Source organism: Streptomyces sp. NPDC051320 (genome assembly GCF_040682175.1).
In the GTDB taxonomy this organism is placed as follows: domain Bacteria; phylum Actinomycetota; class Actinomycetes; order Streptomycetales; family Streptomycetaceae; genus Streptomyces.
This window is the reverse complement of sequence record NZ_JBFBAL010000002.1, coordinates 179,156-195,665: the sequence shown is the minus strand read 5'-3', so window position 1 is coordinate 195,665 and position 16,510 is coordinate 179,156. Positions and strand designations below refer to the sequence as shown.

12 protein-coding genes and 1 pseudogene are annotated in these 16,510 nt (G+C 68.4%); 11 read left to right on the top strand and 2 right to left on the bottom strand.

Annotated elements, in window-relative coordinates:
• Positions 1-354: 354 nt before the first annotated feature.
• From AB0M87_RS05035 to AB0M87_RS04985, 11 genes and pseudogenes are all read left to right on the top strand, one after another.
• Positions 355-468: pseudogene (locus AB0M87_RS05035) on the top strand (AIM24 family protein); the annotation flags it as partial.
• Between the two features lie 556 nt (positions 469-1,024).
• Positions 1,025-1,345: a 50S ribosomal protein L21 gene (rplU, locus tag AB0M87_RS05030; protein WP_365850236.1), complete on the top strand. Its 321-nt coding sequence runs from the start codon at positions 1,025-1,027 to the stop codon at positions 1,343-1,345.
• Between the two features lie 14 nt (positions 1,346-1,359).
• A complete protein-coding gene (gene rpmA / locus AB0M87_RS05025) occupies positions 1,360-1,614 on the top strand; it encodes a 50S ribosomal protein L27 (protein WP_328538764.1) in 255 nt (84 codons plus the stop codon).
• Positions 1,615-1,737: 123 nt separating this feature from the next.
• Positions 1,738-3,177 carry a GTPase ObgE gene (obgE, locus tag AB0M87_RS05020; protein WP_365850234.1) on the top strand — a complete coding sequence of 480 codons (1,440 nt, stop codon included), beginning with the start codon at positions 1,738-1,740 and terminating at the stop codon, positions 3,175-3,177.
• A 252-nt stretch (positions 3,178-3,429) separates the two neighbouring features.
• Complete coding sequence (locus AB0M87_RS05015; RefSeq protein ID WP_365850233.1) at positions 3,430-5,451, top strand: glycosyltransferase family 4 protein; 2,022 nt, start codon at positions 3,430-3,432, stop codon at positions 5,449-5,451.
• Between the two features lie 181 nt (positions 5,452-5,632).
• On the top strand, positions 5,633-7,138 hold the full coding sequence (locus AB0M87_RS05010) for a bifunctional cytidylyltransferase/SDR family oxidoreductase (protein ID WP_365850231.1): 1,506 nt from the start codon (positions 5,633-5,635) through the stop codon (positions 7,136-7,138).
• Positions 7,139-7,273: 135 nt separating this feature from the next.
• Entirely contained in the window at positions 7,274-9,370 is a 2,097-nt protein-coding gene (locus AB0M87_RS05005; protein ID WP_365850230.1) for a hypothetical protein, read from the top strand.
• A gap of 173 nt (positions 9,371-9,543) precedes the next feature.
• Positions 9,544-10,611 (top strand): glucose-1-phosphate thymidylyltransferase, encoded by a 1,068-nt coding sequence (locus AB0M87_RS05000; RefSeq protein WP_365850228.1) that lies wholly within the window; start codon positions 9,544-9,546, stop codon positions 10,609-10,611.
• Between the two features lie 23 nt (positions 10,612-10,634).
• Positions 10,635-11,633 carry a dTDP-glucose 4,6-dehydratase gene (rfbB, locus tag AB0M87_RS04995; RefSeq protein ID WP_365850948.1) on the top strand — a complete coding sequence of 333 codons (999 nt, stop codon included), beginning with the start codon at positions 10,635-10,637 and terminating at the stop codon, positions 11,631-11,633.
• 33 nt (positions 11,634-11,666) lie between these two features.
• On the top strand, positions 11,667-12,554 hold the full coding sequence (rfbD, locus tag AB0M87_RS04990; RefSeq protein WP_365850226.1) for a dTDP-4-dehydrorhamnose reductase: 888 nt from the start codon (positions 11,667-11,669) through the stop codon (positions 12,552-12,554).
• A gap of 135 nt (positions 12,555-12,689) precedes the next feature.
• On the top strand, positions 12,690-13,484 hold the full coding sequence (locus AB0M87_RS04985; protein ID WP_365850225.1) for a class I SAM-dependent methyltransferase: 795 nt from the start codon (positions 12,690-12,692) through the stop codon (positions 13,482-13,484).
• A 76-nt stretch (positions 13,485-13,560) separates the two neighbouring features.
• Here AB0M87_RS04985 and rfbC read toward each other — a convergent pair whose 3' ends face one another.
• Both rfbC and AB0M87_RS04975 read right to left on the bottom strand, forming a co-directional pair.
• On the bottom strand, positions 13,561-14,154 hold the full coding sequence (rfbC, locus tag AB0M87_RS04980) for a dTDP-4-dehydrorhamnose 3,5-epimerase (protein WP_365850223.1): 594 nt from the start codon (positions 14,152-14,154) through the stop codon (positions 13,561-13,563).
• A 49-nt stretch (positions 14,155-14,203) separates the two neighbouring features.
• Positions 14,204-16,222, bottom strand: coding sequence for a glycosyltransferase family A protein (locus AB0M87_RS04975; protein ID WP_365850220.1), 2,019 nt, complete (start codon positions 16,220-16,222; stop codon positions 14,204-14,206).
• Positions 16,223-16,510: the final 288 nt, after the last annotated feature.

Genomic DNA, 16,510 nt, shown 5'->3' with positions numbered 1-16,510 from the left:
GTCACCGTATCCCCGCCCGAATCCTGGGCGTACTCCCTGCAGTTGCCACACGATCCGCGTGCGCCCCGCGTCGCCAGGATGACGCTCAGGGCGGTGCTCGGTGGGCATGGCATGCAAGAGCTGATCGATACCGCTGAGCTGCTGGCCTGCGAGGTGGTCGCCAATGCCTACCGGTACTCCGACGGGCCGGCCTCCATGCGCCTGCGGTCGACGGGGGAAGGGAGGGTGCGGGCGGGGTGCGGGATACGAATCCGGCGATCCCGGCGCCATTCGACAAGCCGCCGGGGGCGTTGCGGCCCGTACCGGCGTCGAGGGAGGCGGACGGCGGGCGTGGGCTGCTCCTGGTGCGGCTCTGCCGACTTCGGCGGCCGGATCGAGGTCGACACCGGCTGCATCGTCGCCTTCGAGGAAGGCATCGAATACGGAGTGCAGCGGATCGGCGGCCTGAACCGCCAGGGCATGATGAACGTGCGGATGGCTGGGGTGGGTACGTGGCTCGGGGAGGACCTCTTCGGGGTGAAGGGCAAGCTGCTCTGGTTCGAGGTCGGGCCGCCCTCCGGATTCGCCATCGCTGCGTGACCGGGCGAAACGGTGTGGACGTGGTGGACGTGGTCGCGACCGGTGGACGAGGGCGCCAATGAACGAGGGACAACGAGGTCGTATCGCTCGGGCGTAGCTCGTGTGTACGTGGAGTCCGATGACCTGGAGATCATCGAAAAGGCCGCCGCGCGGAAGGGGCGGAAGGGGGCCACGGCAGCCTTGATCATTCGGGAAGCGATTCATCCGGCCGCCCTGTCGCAGCGCGACTCGTTCCCGCCGCCACCAGGCCGGGCCCGGTTTGACCCCCCGGAGCCCGCCCCGTAGCCTTACCCCTCGGCGTGTTTCCTGTGCGCCAAACCTCTGAGCAACTCCCTCCCGGCTCTGTCGGGAGAGGCCGCTCGTCCAATCCGGATCGTCGCGGGGCTTCGGGCCCGTGTGAGCGGCTGGCATCAGAGGACCGACTCCGAGCGAAAGAGAGATCCGCGTGTACGCCATCGTGCGCAGCGGTGGTCGCCAGCACAAGGTTGCTGTCGACGACATCGTTGAGGTTGACAAGATTCCCACCGCCAAGGTTGGCGACACGGTCGAGCTCTCGACCCTGCTCGTGGTCGACGGCGACCTTGTGACCAGCGACCCGTGGGTGCTGGCCGGCATCAAGGTCCAGGCCGAGGTCGTGGACCACCACAAGGGCGCGAAGATCGACATCCTTCGCTACAAGAACAAGACCGGCTACCGCCGTCGCCAGGGTCACCGCCAGCAGTACACGGCGATCAAGGTCACCGGTATCCCCGCGGCTGCGAAGTAAGGGACTGACGAGACATGGCACACAAGAAGGGCGCATCGTCCACTCGGAACGGGCGCGATTCCAATGCTCAGCGGCTCGGCGTGAAGCGCTTCGGCGGTCAGGTCGTCAACGCCGGTGAGATCCTGGTCCGCCAGCGCGGTACCCACTTCCACCCGGGCACGGGCGTCGGCCGTGGCGGCGACGACACGCTGTTCGCGCTGAACCCCGGTGCGGTCGAGTTCGGCACGCACCGTGGCCGCAAGGTCGTGAACATCGTTCCGGTCGCCTGATCACTGGGCTGCCGTAGAGCGATCTGTCGAGGGCGGACCAGGTTTCCCGTTGCTTACGGGAAGCCGGTCCGCCTTTGTCGTGTTAGACGTAGAACCATCCCGTAAGTTTCTGGAGGCACACCCATGACCACCTTCGTGGACCGCGTCGAGCTGCATGCCGCCGCGGGTAACGGGGGCCACGGCTGCGCCTCCGTACACCGTGAGAAGTTCAAGCCGCTGGGCGGCCCGGACGGCGGCAACGGCGGCCGTGGCGGCGACGTCATCCTCGTGGTCGAGCAGGCCGTGACCACGCTGCTGGACTACCACCACAGCCCGCACCGCAAGGCGACCAACGGGCAGCCCGGCGCGGGTGACAACCGCTCCGGCAAGGACGGGAACGACCTCGTGCTGCCGGTGCCGGACGGCACCGTGGTGCTCGACAAGGACGGCAACGTCCTGGCCGACCTGGTCGGCCAGGGGACCACCTTCGTCGCCGGCCAGGGCGGCCGCGGCGGTCTCGGCAACCACGCGCTGGCCTCGGCGCGGCGCAAGGCACCCGGGTTCGCGCTGCTCGGGGAGCCGGGCGAGGCCCGGGACATCGTCCTTGAGCTCAAGACGGTCGCCGACGTGGCGCTCGTCGGTTACCCGAGCGCCGGCAAGTCCTCACTGATCTCGGTGCTCAGCGCGGCCAAGCCGAAGATCGCGGACTACCCGTTCACCACGCTGGTCCCCAACCTCGGTGTGGTGACGGCCGGTTCGACCGTCTACACCATCGCCGACGTCCCGGGCCTGATTCCCGGAGCCAGCCAGGGCAAGGGTCTCGGCCTGGAGTTCCTGCGCCACGTCGAGCGTTGCTCGGTGCTGGTGCACGTGCTCGACACGGCGACGCTCGAGTCCGACCGTGACCCGGTCTCCGACCTCGACATGATCGAGGAAGAGCTCAAGCTGTACGGCGGGCTGGAGAACCGGCCGCGCATCGTCGCGCTGAACAAGGTCGACATCCCGGACGGCAAGGACCTCGCCGAGATGATCAGGCCGGACCTGGAGGCACGCGGCTACCGGGTCTTCGAGGTCTCGGCCGTGGCGCACCTGGGTCTCAAGGAGCTGTCCTTCGCGCTGGCGGGCATCATCGCCGAGGCGCGGGCCGCCAAGCCGGCGGAGCAGGCGACCCGGGTCGTCATCCGCCCGAAGGCCGTGGACGACGCGGGCTTCACGGTCACCTTCGAGGAAGCGGAAGGCGTCTACCGGGTGCGCGGCGAGAAGCCGGAGCGCTGGGTGCGCCAGACCGACTTCAGCAACGACGAGGCCGTCGGCTACCTCGCCGACCGCCTCAGCCGCCTCGGGGTCGAGGACCAGCTGCTGAAGGCCGGTGCCCGTGCGGGCGACGGCGTGGCCATCGGAGCCGAGGACAACGCGGTGGTCTTCGACTGGGAACCGACCATGATGGCGGGCGCCGAGATGCTGGGCCGCCGGGGCGAGGACCATCGCCTGGAGGCGCCGCGGCCCGCAGCGCAGAAGCGCCGGGACCGTGAGGCCGAGCGCGATGACGCGCAGAAGGAGTACGACGAGTTCGACCCCTTCTAGGCCCGGGCCGAACACCACCGTCGACCTGCTGAACTGCTGAGGGAGCCGGGGTCGGACCGCCAAACCGCGGTCCGACCCCGGCTCTTTGTTCGATCAAACCGCTTTCGGGTGATTTTTTTCCGGTCGGCAGACAACCTCCCGCCGTCAATGGCTCTCTTGCTATCAGGGTGGCTGAAGAATTGCCCCGTACCCGGCACGCGACGTCATAGCGGGGGTTATGCGCCGGCCTGGATGACCGAAAGCGGAGCGTTGATGAAGATCTCCTTCCTCATTCACACGGTCTATGGGATCGGGGGCACCATCAAGACCACCCTGAACCTGGCCGAGGAACTGGCAGACCGGCACGAGGTGGAGATCGTCTCGGTCTTCCGGCACCGGGAGATCCCGCTGTTCCGCATCGATCCCCGGATCACCGTGGTGCCGCTGGTGGACACCGACCCGGGCTCGGCGGCCAACGAGCTCAAGCATCCACTGCACCTGCAGCCGGCCCAGTACTTCCCGGCCGCCGAGGCGCGTTTCAAGGAGTACAGCAAGCTCTGCGACACCCGGGTGCGTGCGCACTACGCCGCATCCGACGCGGACGTCGTCATCGGCACCCGGCCCGGACTCGTGGCGTACGTCGCCCAGTTCGCACCGGTCGGCGCCGTGCTCATCGGCCAGGAGCACATGACGCACAATCACCACAAGCAGGCGCTGCGCTCGGAACTGTACGAACATCTGGCAGCGCTCGACGCCTTCGTGACCGTATCCGAGGGCGACGCCGCGGTGTACCGGGAGAAGATGCCGCTGCCCGGGACCCGGGTGCTCTCCATCCCCAACAGCGTTCCGGAGCCGCCGGTCACACCCGCCGACGGCAGCGGCACCACGGTGGTGGCGGCCGGCCGGCTGGCGGCCGAAAAGCAGTACCACGTATTGATCGACGCCTTCGCCGGGGTCGTGGCCGAACACCCCGACTGGACGCTGCGGATCTACGGCGGGGGGAGCGAACGGCCGAAGCTCCGGGAGCGCATCGACGCCGGAGGACTGCACAACAGCGTTCACCTGATGGGCCCCCAGTCGCCCATCGAACCGGAATGGGCCAAGGGCGCCATCGCCGTGTCCACGTCCCGGCACGAGTCCTTCGGTATGACGCTGGTCGAGGCGATGCGCTGCGGACTGCCGGTGGTGTCCACCGACTGCGACTACGGGCCGCGCGAGATCATCGAGGACGGGGTCGACGGGCTGCTGGTGCCGGTCGGCGACTCCCAGGCCGTCACCGCGGCCCTCCTGACGCTCATCGAGGACGAGCCGCGGCGGCGCCGGATGAGCGCGGCCGCGGTGGAGAACAGCCGCCGTTTCGATCCCGGCCAGGTCACCAAGCAGTACGAGGATCTCTTCACCGAACTGCGCGAGCAGGCCGCGAGCCGGGCCGGCGACGCGCAGTTCCAGCCGGAGGCGGACTGCGTGGTGGGGGCGGCGGGCGAGTTGACCGTCAGCCTCGTGCCGACCCGCTCGGGCACCGCCGGGCATGAGGGGTTGCGGCTGCTCTGCTCCCGCACCGAGGACCGCGCCGACGAGCGCTCCTACCCCTTCGACGCGCAGGGCGTCGCCACGGTGCCCGCCGACGAGCGGTTCGCCGAGGGGGTCTGGGACTTCTTCGCCGTGGTGCCGCAGTCCGGCCGACGGGTCAGGATCACCGCCCGCTCCGTCGACCAGCGCGGCGCCATGCGGGTCGCGGCCCACGACGGCCGGGGAGTCCACAACCGGGTTGCCTACAAGGTCAAGGGCAAGGGCTTCCTGTCCCTGCGCTCCTGGAACAGGCCGGTGCACGCGGAGGCCGGTGACATCACCGTGGACGGCACGCGCGTCACGGTGTCCGGGGTGCTGGTGGGGAAGGCCACCCCCGTCGGCGAACCGGTCCTGGTGCTGCGCCGACGGGGCAGCACCCAGGAGGAGATGACCTTCCCCGGCAGCCGGCAGGGCACGGACGGCTTCCGTTTCACCTTCTCCTGCGCCACTCCCGTCGCGCGGCAGCTCACCAGGAACGACTACTGGGATCTCTACCTGCGGTACGCGCCGGAAGCCCCGCCGGTGAAGATCGGCCGGGTGCTCGACGACGTCATCGACAAGAAGGCCGTCTACGCCTATCCCGCCGCCGTGCTGCCCAAGAAGAGGCCTTGGGGCGTGCTGCGGAAGGCCGCCCGGAAGTTCCGCGGAAGACCCCAGCAGCGCGTCAGGGTCCGGCCGTACTACACCGTGAGCAACGACCTGGCACTCACCGTGGCGGACGTGTAGAGCCCCGAGTACCCCTGTGGTATCGGTCACTCACCGTTGCTGCCGGGGTGGAGCACGCTTTCCTGGCCGTAGGGTGAACCAGCGGTATCGCAGGGGCTGCGGACGCTTGGCGTCCACCTTGCGAGACGGTCACGGAGAGTGCGACCATCACACCGTTCCCTCATCGCAAGGTAGGTCGTCTGTGTCTGTGCAGCACAAAGCAACCAAGCCCCGGACTACAGCAGTCGTTCTCGCCGGTGGTACCGGCCAGCGCGTGGGTCTGTCGATCCCCAAGCAACTGCTGAAGATCGCCGGGAAGGCTGTGATCGAGCACACCCTGACCATCTTCCAGCAGGCCGAGTCCATCGACGACGTGATCGTGCTGATGGCGCCGGGCTATGTTTCCGACATCGAGAAGATCGTCGCCAAGTCCGGTCTGACCAAGGTCACCCGCGTCATCGAGGGCGGATCGACCCGTAACGAGACCACCGAGCGTGCCATCGCCGCCCTCGGCGAGGGCCTGGCCGAGGGCGAGGACCGCAACGTCCTCTTCCACGACGCCGTGCGCCCGCTGCTCTCGCAGCGGGTGATCAAGGACTGTGTGGACGCACTCGACCGCTACCAGGCCGTCGACGTCGCCATCCCGTCCGCGGACACCATCATCGTCACCCGTACCCACGGCGGCGACGGCGAGTTCATCACCGAGGTCCCGGACCGCTCCCGGCTGCGCCGCGGCCAGACCCCGCAGGCCTTCAAGCTCTCCACCATCCGCAAGGCCTACGACGTGGCCGCGGGAGACCCGAACTTCCAGGCCACCGACGACTGTTCGGTGGTGCTCAAGTACCTGCCGGACGTGCCGATCTACGTGGTCGCGGGCGACGAGTACAACATGAAGGTCACCCAGCCCGTCGACGTCTTCATCGCCGACAAGCTCTTCCAGCTGGCCTCCACCGCCGCCCCGCGCCAGGCCGACGAGGCCGCCTACCGTGAACTCCTCGCCGACAAGACGCTGGTGGTCTTCGGCGGGTCGTACGGCATCGGCGCCGACATCGCCACGATCGCCGAGTCGTACGGCGCGAAGGTGTACGCGCTGGGCCGTTCCACCACCGGCACGCACGTCGAGAACCCGGAGCACATCGACGACGCCCTCGCCAAGGCGTACGGGGAGACCGGCCGCATCGACTACGTCATCAACACCGCGGGCGTGCTGCGCATCGGCAAGCTGGCCGAGACCGACAACACGACCATCCAGGAAGCGCTGAACGTCAACTACCTGGCACCGGTGCAGATCGCCCGCGCGTCGTACAAGTATCTCGCGGAGACCAAGGGCCAGCTGCTGCTCTACACCTCCAGCAGCTACACCCGCGGCCGCGCCGAGTACAGCCTGTACTCCTCCACCAAGGCCGCCATGGTCAACCTCACCCAGGCACTCGCCGACGAGTGGGCGGGCGACGGGGTCCGGGTCAACTGCGTCAACCCGGAGCGCACCGCGACTCCCATGCGGACCAAGGCGTTCGGCAAGGAGCCCGAGGGCAGCCTGCTGTCCTCCGAGGCGGTGGCCCGCACCTCGCTGGACGTGCTGCTCTCCGAACTGACCGGCCACGTCATCGACGTACGGCAGCAGGACCCGACCCGCGACGCCAGCGCGGACGCCTCCGGGTTCGAGCAGGCGCTGGCCTCGGTGCTGGACCGTCAGGCGGATGTGTAATAATTCCTGAGCAAAACTGGAAGCATTTTCGGGCCTCTGCGATCGCGTTGTGCGATTCACAGAGGCCCGAATGCGTGAAGCCTCACCTTCACATTTCCCCCCGATAAAACCGGCACCCCCTGGAGCAGGTTCTTCGTGATTTCGACCGCCATCAGGCTGGCGCGCGTAGGCAGCCGGTCAGAGCTCATCGCCGCGGCCTTCATGGGTCTCGGCTACCCGTGCGTCATGATCGCAGCGCTGATCCCCAATGTCTGGCTGTTTGCCGCGGCCACCATCGCCACGTATGTGTCCGACTGGTTTCTCCATCAGCGCGGCAGCTACCTCATCAACCGCCTGGCCAAGGTCCGTGCCGGTCTGTCGATCCGATTCCTGCTGCGTGAACTGCTGCTTATCCTGCTGCTCGCTCGGCTGGAACTGGCCGAGCAGAAGGTCTACTACGCCGCCGTCGCCTGTTTCCTGCTCTTCTACGGTCTGCAGGCCTCGCACGGCACGCTGACCACGCTGATCCGGCTGCGCCGCGTCATGCCGGTGGTCACCCGCAACGTCGACCTCGGCGCGGTCCGCATCCCCGACGCCCCGCCGAAGCGGCTGCTGAGCCGCGCCGCCGAGAAGATGCTCCACCTGGACGTCTTCGCGGTGATCGGACTGCTGGCCTGGGCACAGACCGGCACGGACGCGCTCGGATACGCCGGCATACTCGCCACGCTGTTCTTCGGCTCCGGCTACATCGCCTCGCTCGTCCCGTACATCCGCAAGGGCCGCCGGATCCCCGGCGCCCCCGTCGTGCTGGACGCGCTGGACGGCTGGCTGCGGGAGTACCGGCCGACCGTCGCGCTCTACTTCTCCGGTTCCAGGGACTCGGCCTACCAGGTCAACATGTGGCTGGAGACGATGGCGAACATCGAGGGCCGCCCGCTGATCATCCTGCGCGAGCGGGCCATCGTGCCGCAGCTCGGCTCGACCTCCGTGCCGGTGGTCTGTGTGCCGGGCGGTGTGCATCTGATGAACCTGGACCTTTCCACCGTGCGGGTCGCGCTGTACGCGGCCAACGTCGGCAAGAACATCCACATGCTCCGGATCCCCACCATGAAGCACGTCTTCATCGGGCACGGCGACAGCGACAAGCTGGCCAGCGTCAACCCGTACAGCAAGGTGTACGACGAGGTGTGGACCGCCGGCCGGGCCGGCCGCGACCGCTATGCGCTGGCGGACGTCGGGGTACGTGACGAGGACATCGTCGAGGTGGGCCGCCCGCAGCTGGCCCCCATCCGGAGCCGCCCGGCCACTCCCGCGCACCCGGTGCCGACCGTGCTCTACGCGCCCACCTGGGAGGGCTGGGACGACAACCCCGGCAACACCTCGCTGCTGCTGGCCGGTGAGAACATCGTCCGGCGGCTGCTGAAGGCGGAGCCGCCGGTCCGGGTGCTCTACAAGCCGCACCCCTTCACCGGCACCCGCAGCCCGGCCGCCAAGGCCGTGCACGCGCGGATCACCGACATGGTGGAGAAGGCGGCGGCACAGCGCGCCGCCGAGCCACGCTGGGTGGAGCAGGTCTCCGCCGAGCAGGCCGACCGGGCCGCGGCCCGGGCCGAGCTGGCCCGGATCGAGGCCAGGCTGGCCGAGCTGTCGGTCTCCGGCACGGTGGGCGACGACGAGTCCGAGGAATCCCGGGCCTCACTGGCCGACCCGGCGCGCGAAAGTGAGACGGCGACGCTGCGCCGCGAGTGGAACGCCGCGTACTGGCGCACCTTCGGCTGGTGGGAGCACAAGGTCGTCACCGGCAGCGAGCCGCATCTGTACGACTGTTTCAACGAGTCGGACGGCATGGTCTCGGACATCTCCAGTGTCGTCTCGGACTTCATCGCCAGCGGCAAGCCGTACGCGGTCACCGACTCCGCCGAGCTGGGCGTCGACGAGTTCAAGCGGCAGAACACCGCGGTGCGGGCCGCGGTGATCCTCTCCAACAGCGCCCGGGAGATCGGCGAGCTGCTCGCGGCGATCTCCGGGGGAGCCGCGGACCCGCTGGCCGAGGACCGGCGCGAGCTCAAGGAGTACCTGCTCGGCCCCGACGAACCGACCTCGATGGAACAGTTCAACGCGGCCGTGCGGGCACTGGCGGCCAAGGCGGAGGCACGCAACCAGGGCGTCACTCAGAATGGCGCCGAACCGGAGGCCGCGGCAGGCCTCAATGACTCCGACATCACCGGCGTCGACACCGCGGTCGGAAACTGAGAAATTGATGAGAACCCACTGAGGTCATGTCAGGTCCCGTCATGATTACGGCCGCCCGCGCAACTGCGCGGGTGGCCGTATCGGTTTTCGCTTACCGGCTCGTGACGTCGGAGCGGATAAAATCCGCGTGACGGATCATGCTCTGCCAGACCGACTGCTCGTCAGGGACAACCGTGAAGGCTCTTGTACTCTCCGGTGGCGCCGGCACCCGCCTGCGCCCCATCACGCACACCTCCGCCAAACAGCTGGTGCCGGTGGCCAACAAGCCGGTGCTCTTCTACGGTCTGGAGGCCATCGCCGAGGCGGGGATCACCGAGGTGGGGATCGTCGTGGGCGACACCGCCGACGAGATCCGCGAGGCCGTCGGTGACGGGTCCCGGTTCGGCGTCGAGATCACCTACATCGCGCAGCACGCACCGCTCGGGCTGGCCCATGCGGTGCTCATCTCCCGGGAATTCCTCGGCGAGGACGACTTCGTGATGTACCTCGGCGACAACTTCATCGTCGGCGGCATCACCGGTCTGGTGGACGGCTTCCGCGCCAGTCGGCCGGCCGCTCAGATCCTGCTCACCCAGGTCCCCAACCCGACGGCGTTCGGGGTGGCGGAGCTGGACGACAGCGGCCGGGTGGTGGCCCTGGAGGAGAAGCCGAAGGTCCCCAAGAGCGACCTGGCGCTGGTCGGCGTCTATCTCTTCACCGCGGCAGTGCACGAGGCGGTGCGCGCCATCGAGCCGTCCTGGCGCGGTGAGCTGGAGATCACGCACGCCATTCAGTGGCTGATGGACAAGAACCACGACGTGTCCTCGACGACGATCTCCGGGTACTGGAAGGACACCGGCAATGTCACCGACATGCTGGAGGTCAACCGCGCCGTGCTGGAGAGCATCGAGCCGTGCACACAGGGCTCGGTCGACGAGGCCAGCGAGATCATCGGCCGGGTCAGGGTCGAGGAGGGCGCCCAGGTCGTTCGGAGCCGTATCGTCGGCCCGGCGATCATCGGCGCGGGGTCGGTGATCAGCGACGCCTATGTCGGCCCGTACACCTCGGTCTCCGAGGGATGCCGGATCGAGGACAGCGAGATCGAGTACTCCATCGTGCTGCGGGACTCCTCGATCACGGGGGTCCGCAGGGTGGAGGCCTCGCTCATCGGCAGGGGCGTCGAGGTGACGCCCGCTCCGCGCCACCCGGCAGCCCACCGTCTCGTACTCGGCGACCACAGCAAGGTGCAGATCTCCTCATGAACGGCACGACGGAACGGCACGGCATGACGAACGACACGACCCGGATCCTGGTGACCGGCGGCGCCGGTTTCATCGGCTCGCACTACGTCCGCACGCTGCTGGGACCGCAGGGCCCCGGCGACGTCGCGGTCACCGTGCTCGACAAGCTCACCTACGCCGGGAACCCGGCCAACCTCGACGAGGTCAGGGAGCATCCGGGGTTCGCCTTCGTCGAGGGTGACATCTGCGACCCGGAGCTGGTCGGCAAGCTGATGGCGGCCCACGACCAGGTGGTGCACTTCGCCGCCGAATCGCATGTCGACCGGTCCATCGACGGCGGCGCCGAGTTCGTCCGGACCAACGTCGTGGGCACCCACACGCTCATCGACGCGGCGCACCGGGCCGGCATCACGACCTTCGTGCACATCTCCACCGACGAGGTGTACGGCTCGATCGACGAGGGCTCGTGGCCCGAGACCCACCCGCTGGAGCCCAACTCGCCGTACTCCTCGGCCAAGGCGTCCAGCGACCTGATCGCGCTCTCGTACCACCGCACCCACGGACTGGACGTCCGGGTGACCCGCTGTTCCAACAACTACGGGCACCACCACTTCCCGGAGAAGGTCATCCCGCTCTTCATCACCAACCTGCTGGACGGCAAGTCGGTGCCGCTCTACGGGGACGGTGGCAACGTCCGTGACTGGCTGCACATCGACGACCACGTGCAGGGCATCGAGCTGGTCCGTACGAAGGGCCGGGCCGGTGAGGTCTACAACATCGGCGGCGGTACCGAGCTCTCCAACAAGGAGCTCACCGGGCTGCTCCTGGAGGCCTGCGGGGCGGACTGGGACTCCAGCGTCGAGTACGTCACCGACCGCAAGGGACACGATCGGCGGTACTCGGTGGACTGCAGCAAGATCCGTACGGAACTGGGATACGAGCCGCGCAGGAGCTTCGCGGACGGGCTGGCGGAGACCGTGCGGTGGTACCGCGACAACCGCGCCTGGTGGGAGCCGCTCAAGGAACGCGCCGCGCTCGGCTGACCGGGACCCGAGAAATCACGAGAACGGGTGAACATGAGTGACAGGTGGCTGATCACCGGAGCGGGCGGCATGCTCGGCCAGGACCTGCTGGCCGCACTGGCCCAGGACGGCACACCGGCCGCGGGACTGGACCGGAGTGCTCTGGACGTCACCGGTGAGGAAGCGGTCCGTGCGGCCCTGGCGGACCACCGTCCCGCGGTGGTCGTCAACTGCGCCGCCTGGACCGCGGTCGACGACGCCGAGGCCAAGGAGGATCAGGCTCTCGCCGTCAACGGCACCGGACCACAGGTCCTGGCCGAGGCGTGCCGTGACAGCGGTGCGGTGCTGCTGCAGGTCTCCACGGACTACGTGTTCGCCGGTGACGCCGACCGGCCCTACCCGGAGGACGCCCCGGTGGCCCCGCGCAGCGCGTACGGACGCACCAAACTGGCGGGGGAGCGGGCCGTGCTGCGCACCCTGCCGGACCGCGGCCATGTGGTCCGCACGGCGTGGCTCTACGGGGCGGGCGGGGCGAACTTCGTCCGGACCATGATCAAGCTGGAGGGGATCAAGGACACCCTGGACGTGGTCGACGACCAGCGCGGACAGCCCACCTGGACCGCCGATCTCGCCGACCGGCTGGTGCGCCTGGGGAAGGGCGCCCTCGCAGGCACCGCACCGGCCGGTGTCTACCACGCCACCAGCAGCGGGGCGACGACCTGGTTCGGCCTGACCCGTGAGATCTTCCGCCTGCTGGGCGCCGATCCGGACCGGGTGCGCCCGACGACCAGCGAGGCCTTCGTGCGGCCCGCGCCACGGCCGGCGTACAGCGTGCTGGGGCACGAACGCTGGGCGGCGGCGGGCATCGAACCGATCCGCGACTGGCGGGAGGCACTGGGTGAGGCCTTTCCGGCGCTGCTCGCAGCGGAGCGCGGCCGTTGACCGCCGACAGCGACGATTCGTCACTCGGCGCGTCAATAGTGGTTTAAATTATCGTCGCCGCTTTCACAGCCCGTCGTTCATGAGGTAACTTCGCCGAGGATCGGGCCAGTTGATTTCCGGCGAAGGGCGCTCCTTGTGAATCGTCATGAACTTCTGCGCGGCATGCATCGCGTATACCGACCTCGAAACTATCTGGAGATCGGAGTCAACGACGGTCGCAGTCTGGCCATTTCCCGGGTGCCTTCCGTGGCGATCGACCCGGCATTCAAGGTCGTGACTTCGATCAGCTGCGATGTCCATCTGGTCAAGGCGACCAGTGACGATTTCTTCGCCCGGAAGGATCCGCTGGTACACCTGCGGCGCGGGCGGAACCCCTTCAGGGCGCTTGCCCGCCGGGACCCGCTGCAGATGCTGGGCGGCGACCCCAAGCTGGAGCTGTCGTTCATCGATGGCATGCACATTTTCGAGTTCGCGCTGCGCGATTTCATGAACGTCGAGAAGCACTCGCGCTGGAACAGCGTGATCGTGCTGGACGACATGCTGCCGCGCAATGTGGACGAGGCCGCCCGCGACCGGCACACCGGGGAGTGGACGGGCGACGTCTACAAGGTCGCGGCCGTGCTGCGGCGCTTCCGCCCGGACCTGCTGGTCGTCGAGGTGGACACCACGCCGACCGGGGTCGTCGTCGTCTTCGGCGCGGACCCGGCGAACACGGTGCTGAAGCAGAAATACGACGCGATCCTCGAGGAGTACGTCACCGAGGACCCGCAGGACGTCCCCGAGGAGGTCCTCGCCCGCAAGAGCGCCGTGTCGCCGGATGCGCTGCTCGGCGCGGACTTCTGGCCCGCGCTGATCCGGGCCCGTAACCTCAACCGCTCGCGGTCGGCCTTCGCCGACGTGCGCCGGCGTATCGAGCGGGTCACCGGCTGACCGACCCACCGGTGAACCGGCACGGCCGCTGCCCCACGGGGGCGGCGGCCGTCTTCGTGAGCCACCGGGACCGGGATCAGCCCCGCAGCTCCTCGGTGAACGCGCGGCAGTCCGCGTACGAGGGCAGCAGTCCCCGCGCTTCCGCCTCGGCCAGGTTCGGGGCCGCCGCGTCCTTGTCCGAGAGCAGCGGGGTGACATCGGCAGGCCACTCGATGGCCAGCTCCGGGTCGAGCGGGTTGATGCCGTGCTCGCGGTCCGGTGCGTAGCCCGCCGAGCAGAGGTAGACGACCGTGGCGTCGTCGCTCAGCGCCAGGAAGGCGTGGCCGAGCCCCTCGGCGAGGTAGACGGAGTGGTGGTCGACGTCGTCAAGACGTACCGCTTCCCACTGCTTGTACGTCGGTGAGCCGACCCGGATGTCCACCACCACGTCGAGGATGGCGCCCCGCACGCACTTGACGTACTTGGCCTGGCTGGGCGGCACATCGGCGAAGTGGATCCCGCGCAGGGTGCCCCGGCTGGACACCGAGCAGTTGGCCTGGGCCAGCCGCAGCGGATGGCCGGCGGACTCGGCGAAGTCCGCCTCCTTGAACCACTCGTGGAAGCTGCCACGGTTGTCCGGGAAGACCTTGGGCTCATGCACCCAGGCACCCTCGATGGCGAGCTGCCGCATCCGATCACGTCCTTGTCCTGCTCGTCTGCCGAAAACCGGTCCCCGCCGGTCAGCCGAGCAGGCTGCCGACGAAGCGGCGGATCTTCTTGCGGCCACCGGGAGGCAGCCGGCGCACCAGCGGGCCGCCGACGGCCCGCAGGCCGCTGCGCACGACCGAGCGGCGCCGCTGCTTCTGCATCGTACGGAGGCTTTCCGCATCTATGAGCGGCACGGTCTCGTCGATCCGCAGCCTGCCGTCCGCACTGACCGTGGCATCGCCTATGACGAGTTCCGGTCCTTCCGCCCCGTCCAGCCGCACTCCGAGCTGCCAGCTCCCCGCAGGCACCCCCGCCGCACGGGCGGGCAGTACCAGATGGGTGCGGCCCAGCATCGGCTTGGTGGCGACCTGCACGGAGTGCTTGCTGCCACTGCCGGAGCTGAGCACGAGCTCCGCGCCGGCGGCTCCGGTGGCGGCGGTGGCGAAGGCGTCCAGCCGTATCTCGTCGGTGCGCCCCGGTATCCGCAGCACCGGGCGGTCGGTGAGCGCACCGCCCAGCTTCTTTCCGCGGCGCGACACATCGAGGGTGAGGTTGCTGTGCGGATGGGTGAAGTACGGAATCACCGGCCGGGCCGGCGCGCCGAGCAGAGCCGGATGGACCGCGGCGTCCACCCGCTCGGCACGGTCGGCGCCGAGTCGGGCCTTGCGCACCAGGCCCAGCGCGCGCACCGGCACCCACACGTCCCAGAAGCCCTTGGTGAGCGGCCCACGGTGCCCGATCGCCTCCGACGGCAGCCGGCCGGTGCCGTGCAGGACGACCTCGCAGGTCCCGTCGTCGAGATCCTCGACCACCGGGGTGAACTCCGCGGGGCACGGCCACTCGACGGCTGTCTCGCGGTTGCGCAGCGCCACCTCGAACTTGAAGTCCCGGATCTCGTCGGTGACGTCGACCAGCTCCCCTTCGGGCAGCAGGCCCTCGGTGAAATCGGGATGCAGGTACAGGCGGCCGTCCCGGCGGAGCAGGGTGAAGGGCGCTTTCCCGTCGCCCACGGCCAGCCGGGCGCTGAGGCTGATGCCGAGCCGGCCGTCGGGCTGCCAGGAGAGATCCTCCAGCCGGGCGGCGCCCTTGACGTCGGCCGCGCGGCGGGCGAGTTCCAGCAGCCCCTGCCGGTCGTCCTCGCGCAGCAGGGTGGAGCGGAGCCGGGTGATGGCGCCGAGTCCGTCGTGCACTCCGTCGTGCATGAAGCGCAACGCGAGCGGGCGGATCGCGTCGCACATGTCGTCGCGGAAATCGGGGTCGTAGCGCATGATGGCCGGCTCGCTGAGGCGGCTCAGCATTTCCACCCGGTAAAAACGGCGGAGCAGCAGGTCCCGGAATGTGCCCGGCTTGGTGTTCGCCTCCACGACTTCGAGGACTTCGCGCAGGTTGTCGTAATAGCCGGAGGGTACGATCCTGGTGGACCCGGCGTTTTTTCCGTCGTCCCGCTTGGAGTAGAAGTAGCAGGTGTAAGAACCCACTATGGAGACGTTCTTGGCCGGAAAATACGCCTGCATCATGTACAGCTGGTCCTCCAGCCGTCGCTTTCCCTCGGGGTAGGCGATCTTGTTCTCCCGGAGGAACTCCGTACGGAACATTTTGTGCGGTGTAAGGCTGTCGTAAAGTGGCGCGGTCTCCAGGGTGCACTTCTCGCGGTCCTTGCGGAAGACGCCGTGCGGAACTCCGCGGAAGTTGCTGGCCACCTTGCCGATCACGATGTCCGACGCGTTGCGCATGCCCATGTCGTACAGGCGCCGCAAGGCATCCGGGGCGAGGTGGTCGTCCTGGTCCAAGAACTGCACGTACTCGCCCCTGGCCTCCGCCACCCCGACGTTTCTCGGCTTGCCCGGCCAGCCGGAATTCGGGATGGTCCGCAGCCGGAAGTGCGGATGATCGGCGGACAGCTTTTCGAGCCGTGCGGGAGTGTCGTCCGTCGAACCGTCATTCACGAAGATGACTTCGAATTCTTCCGCAGGGAGCGTCTGCTGCAGAAGCGAGTCAATACACGGGTCGATGTACTTGCCCGGGTTGTACACCGGGATGACGACACTCACTTTGACCGGCAAGGTATGTGTCCCATGTCTGGTAGGAGTTTCCCTGGGGGGCGGCTGCGCGCGGGTCACCGTCGACTGCTCTGTGCATAACATGCCGCTCCTCATCACTCTATCGGGTGCGCCCGGGACGGGGCCGGGAGCCCTCGAGTTATGAGGAATCTATGATTCCGATTCGGCCGAGCGCGGCTGACGGCCCGTCGGGGGGCGGACGAGCCGGGCCGTCCTCACAGGGGCATGTGATATGAGACACAGCGCCATGGGGGCAACCAAATGGCGTGACCATGCATC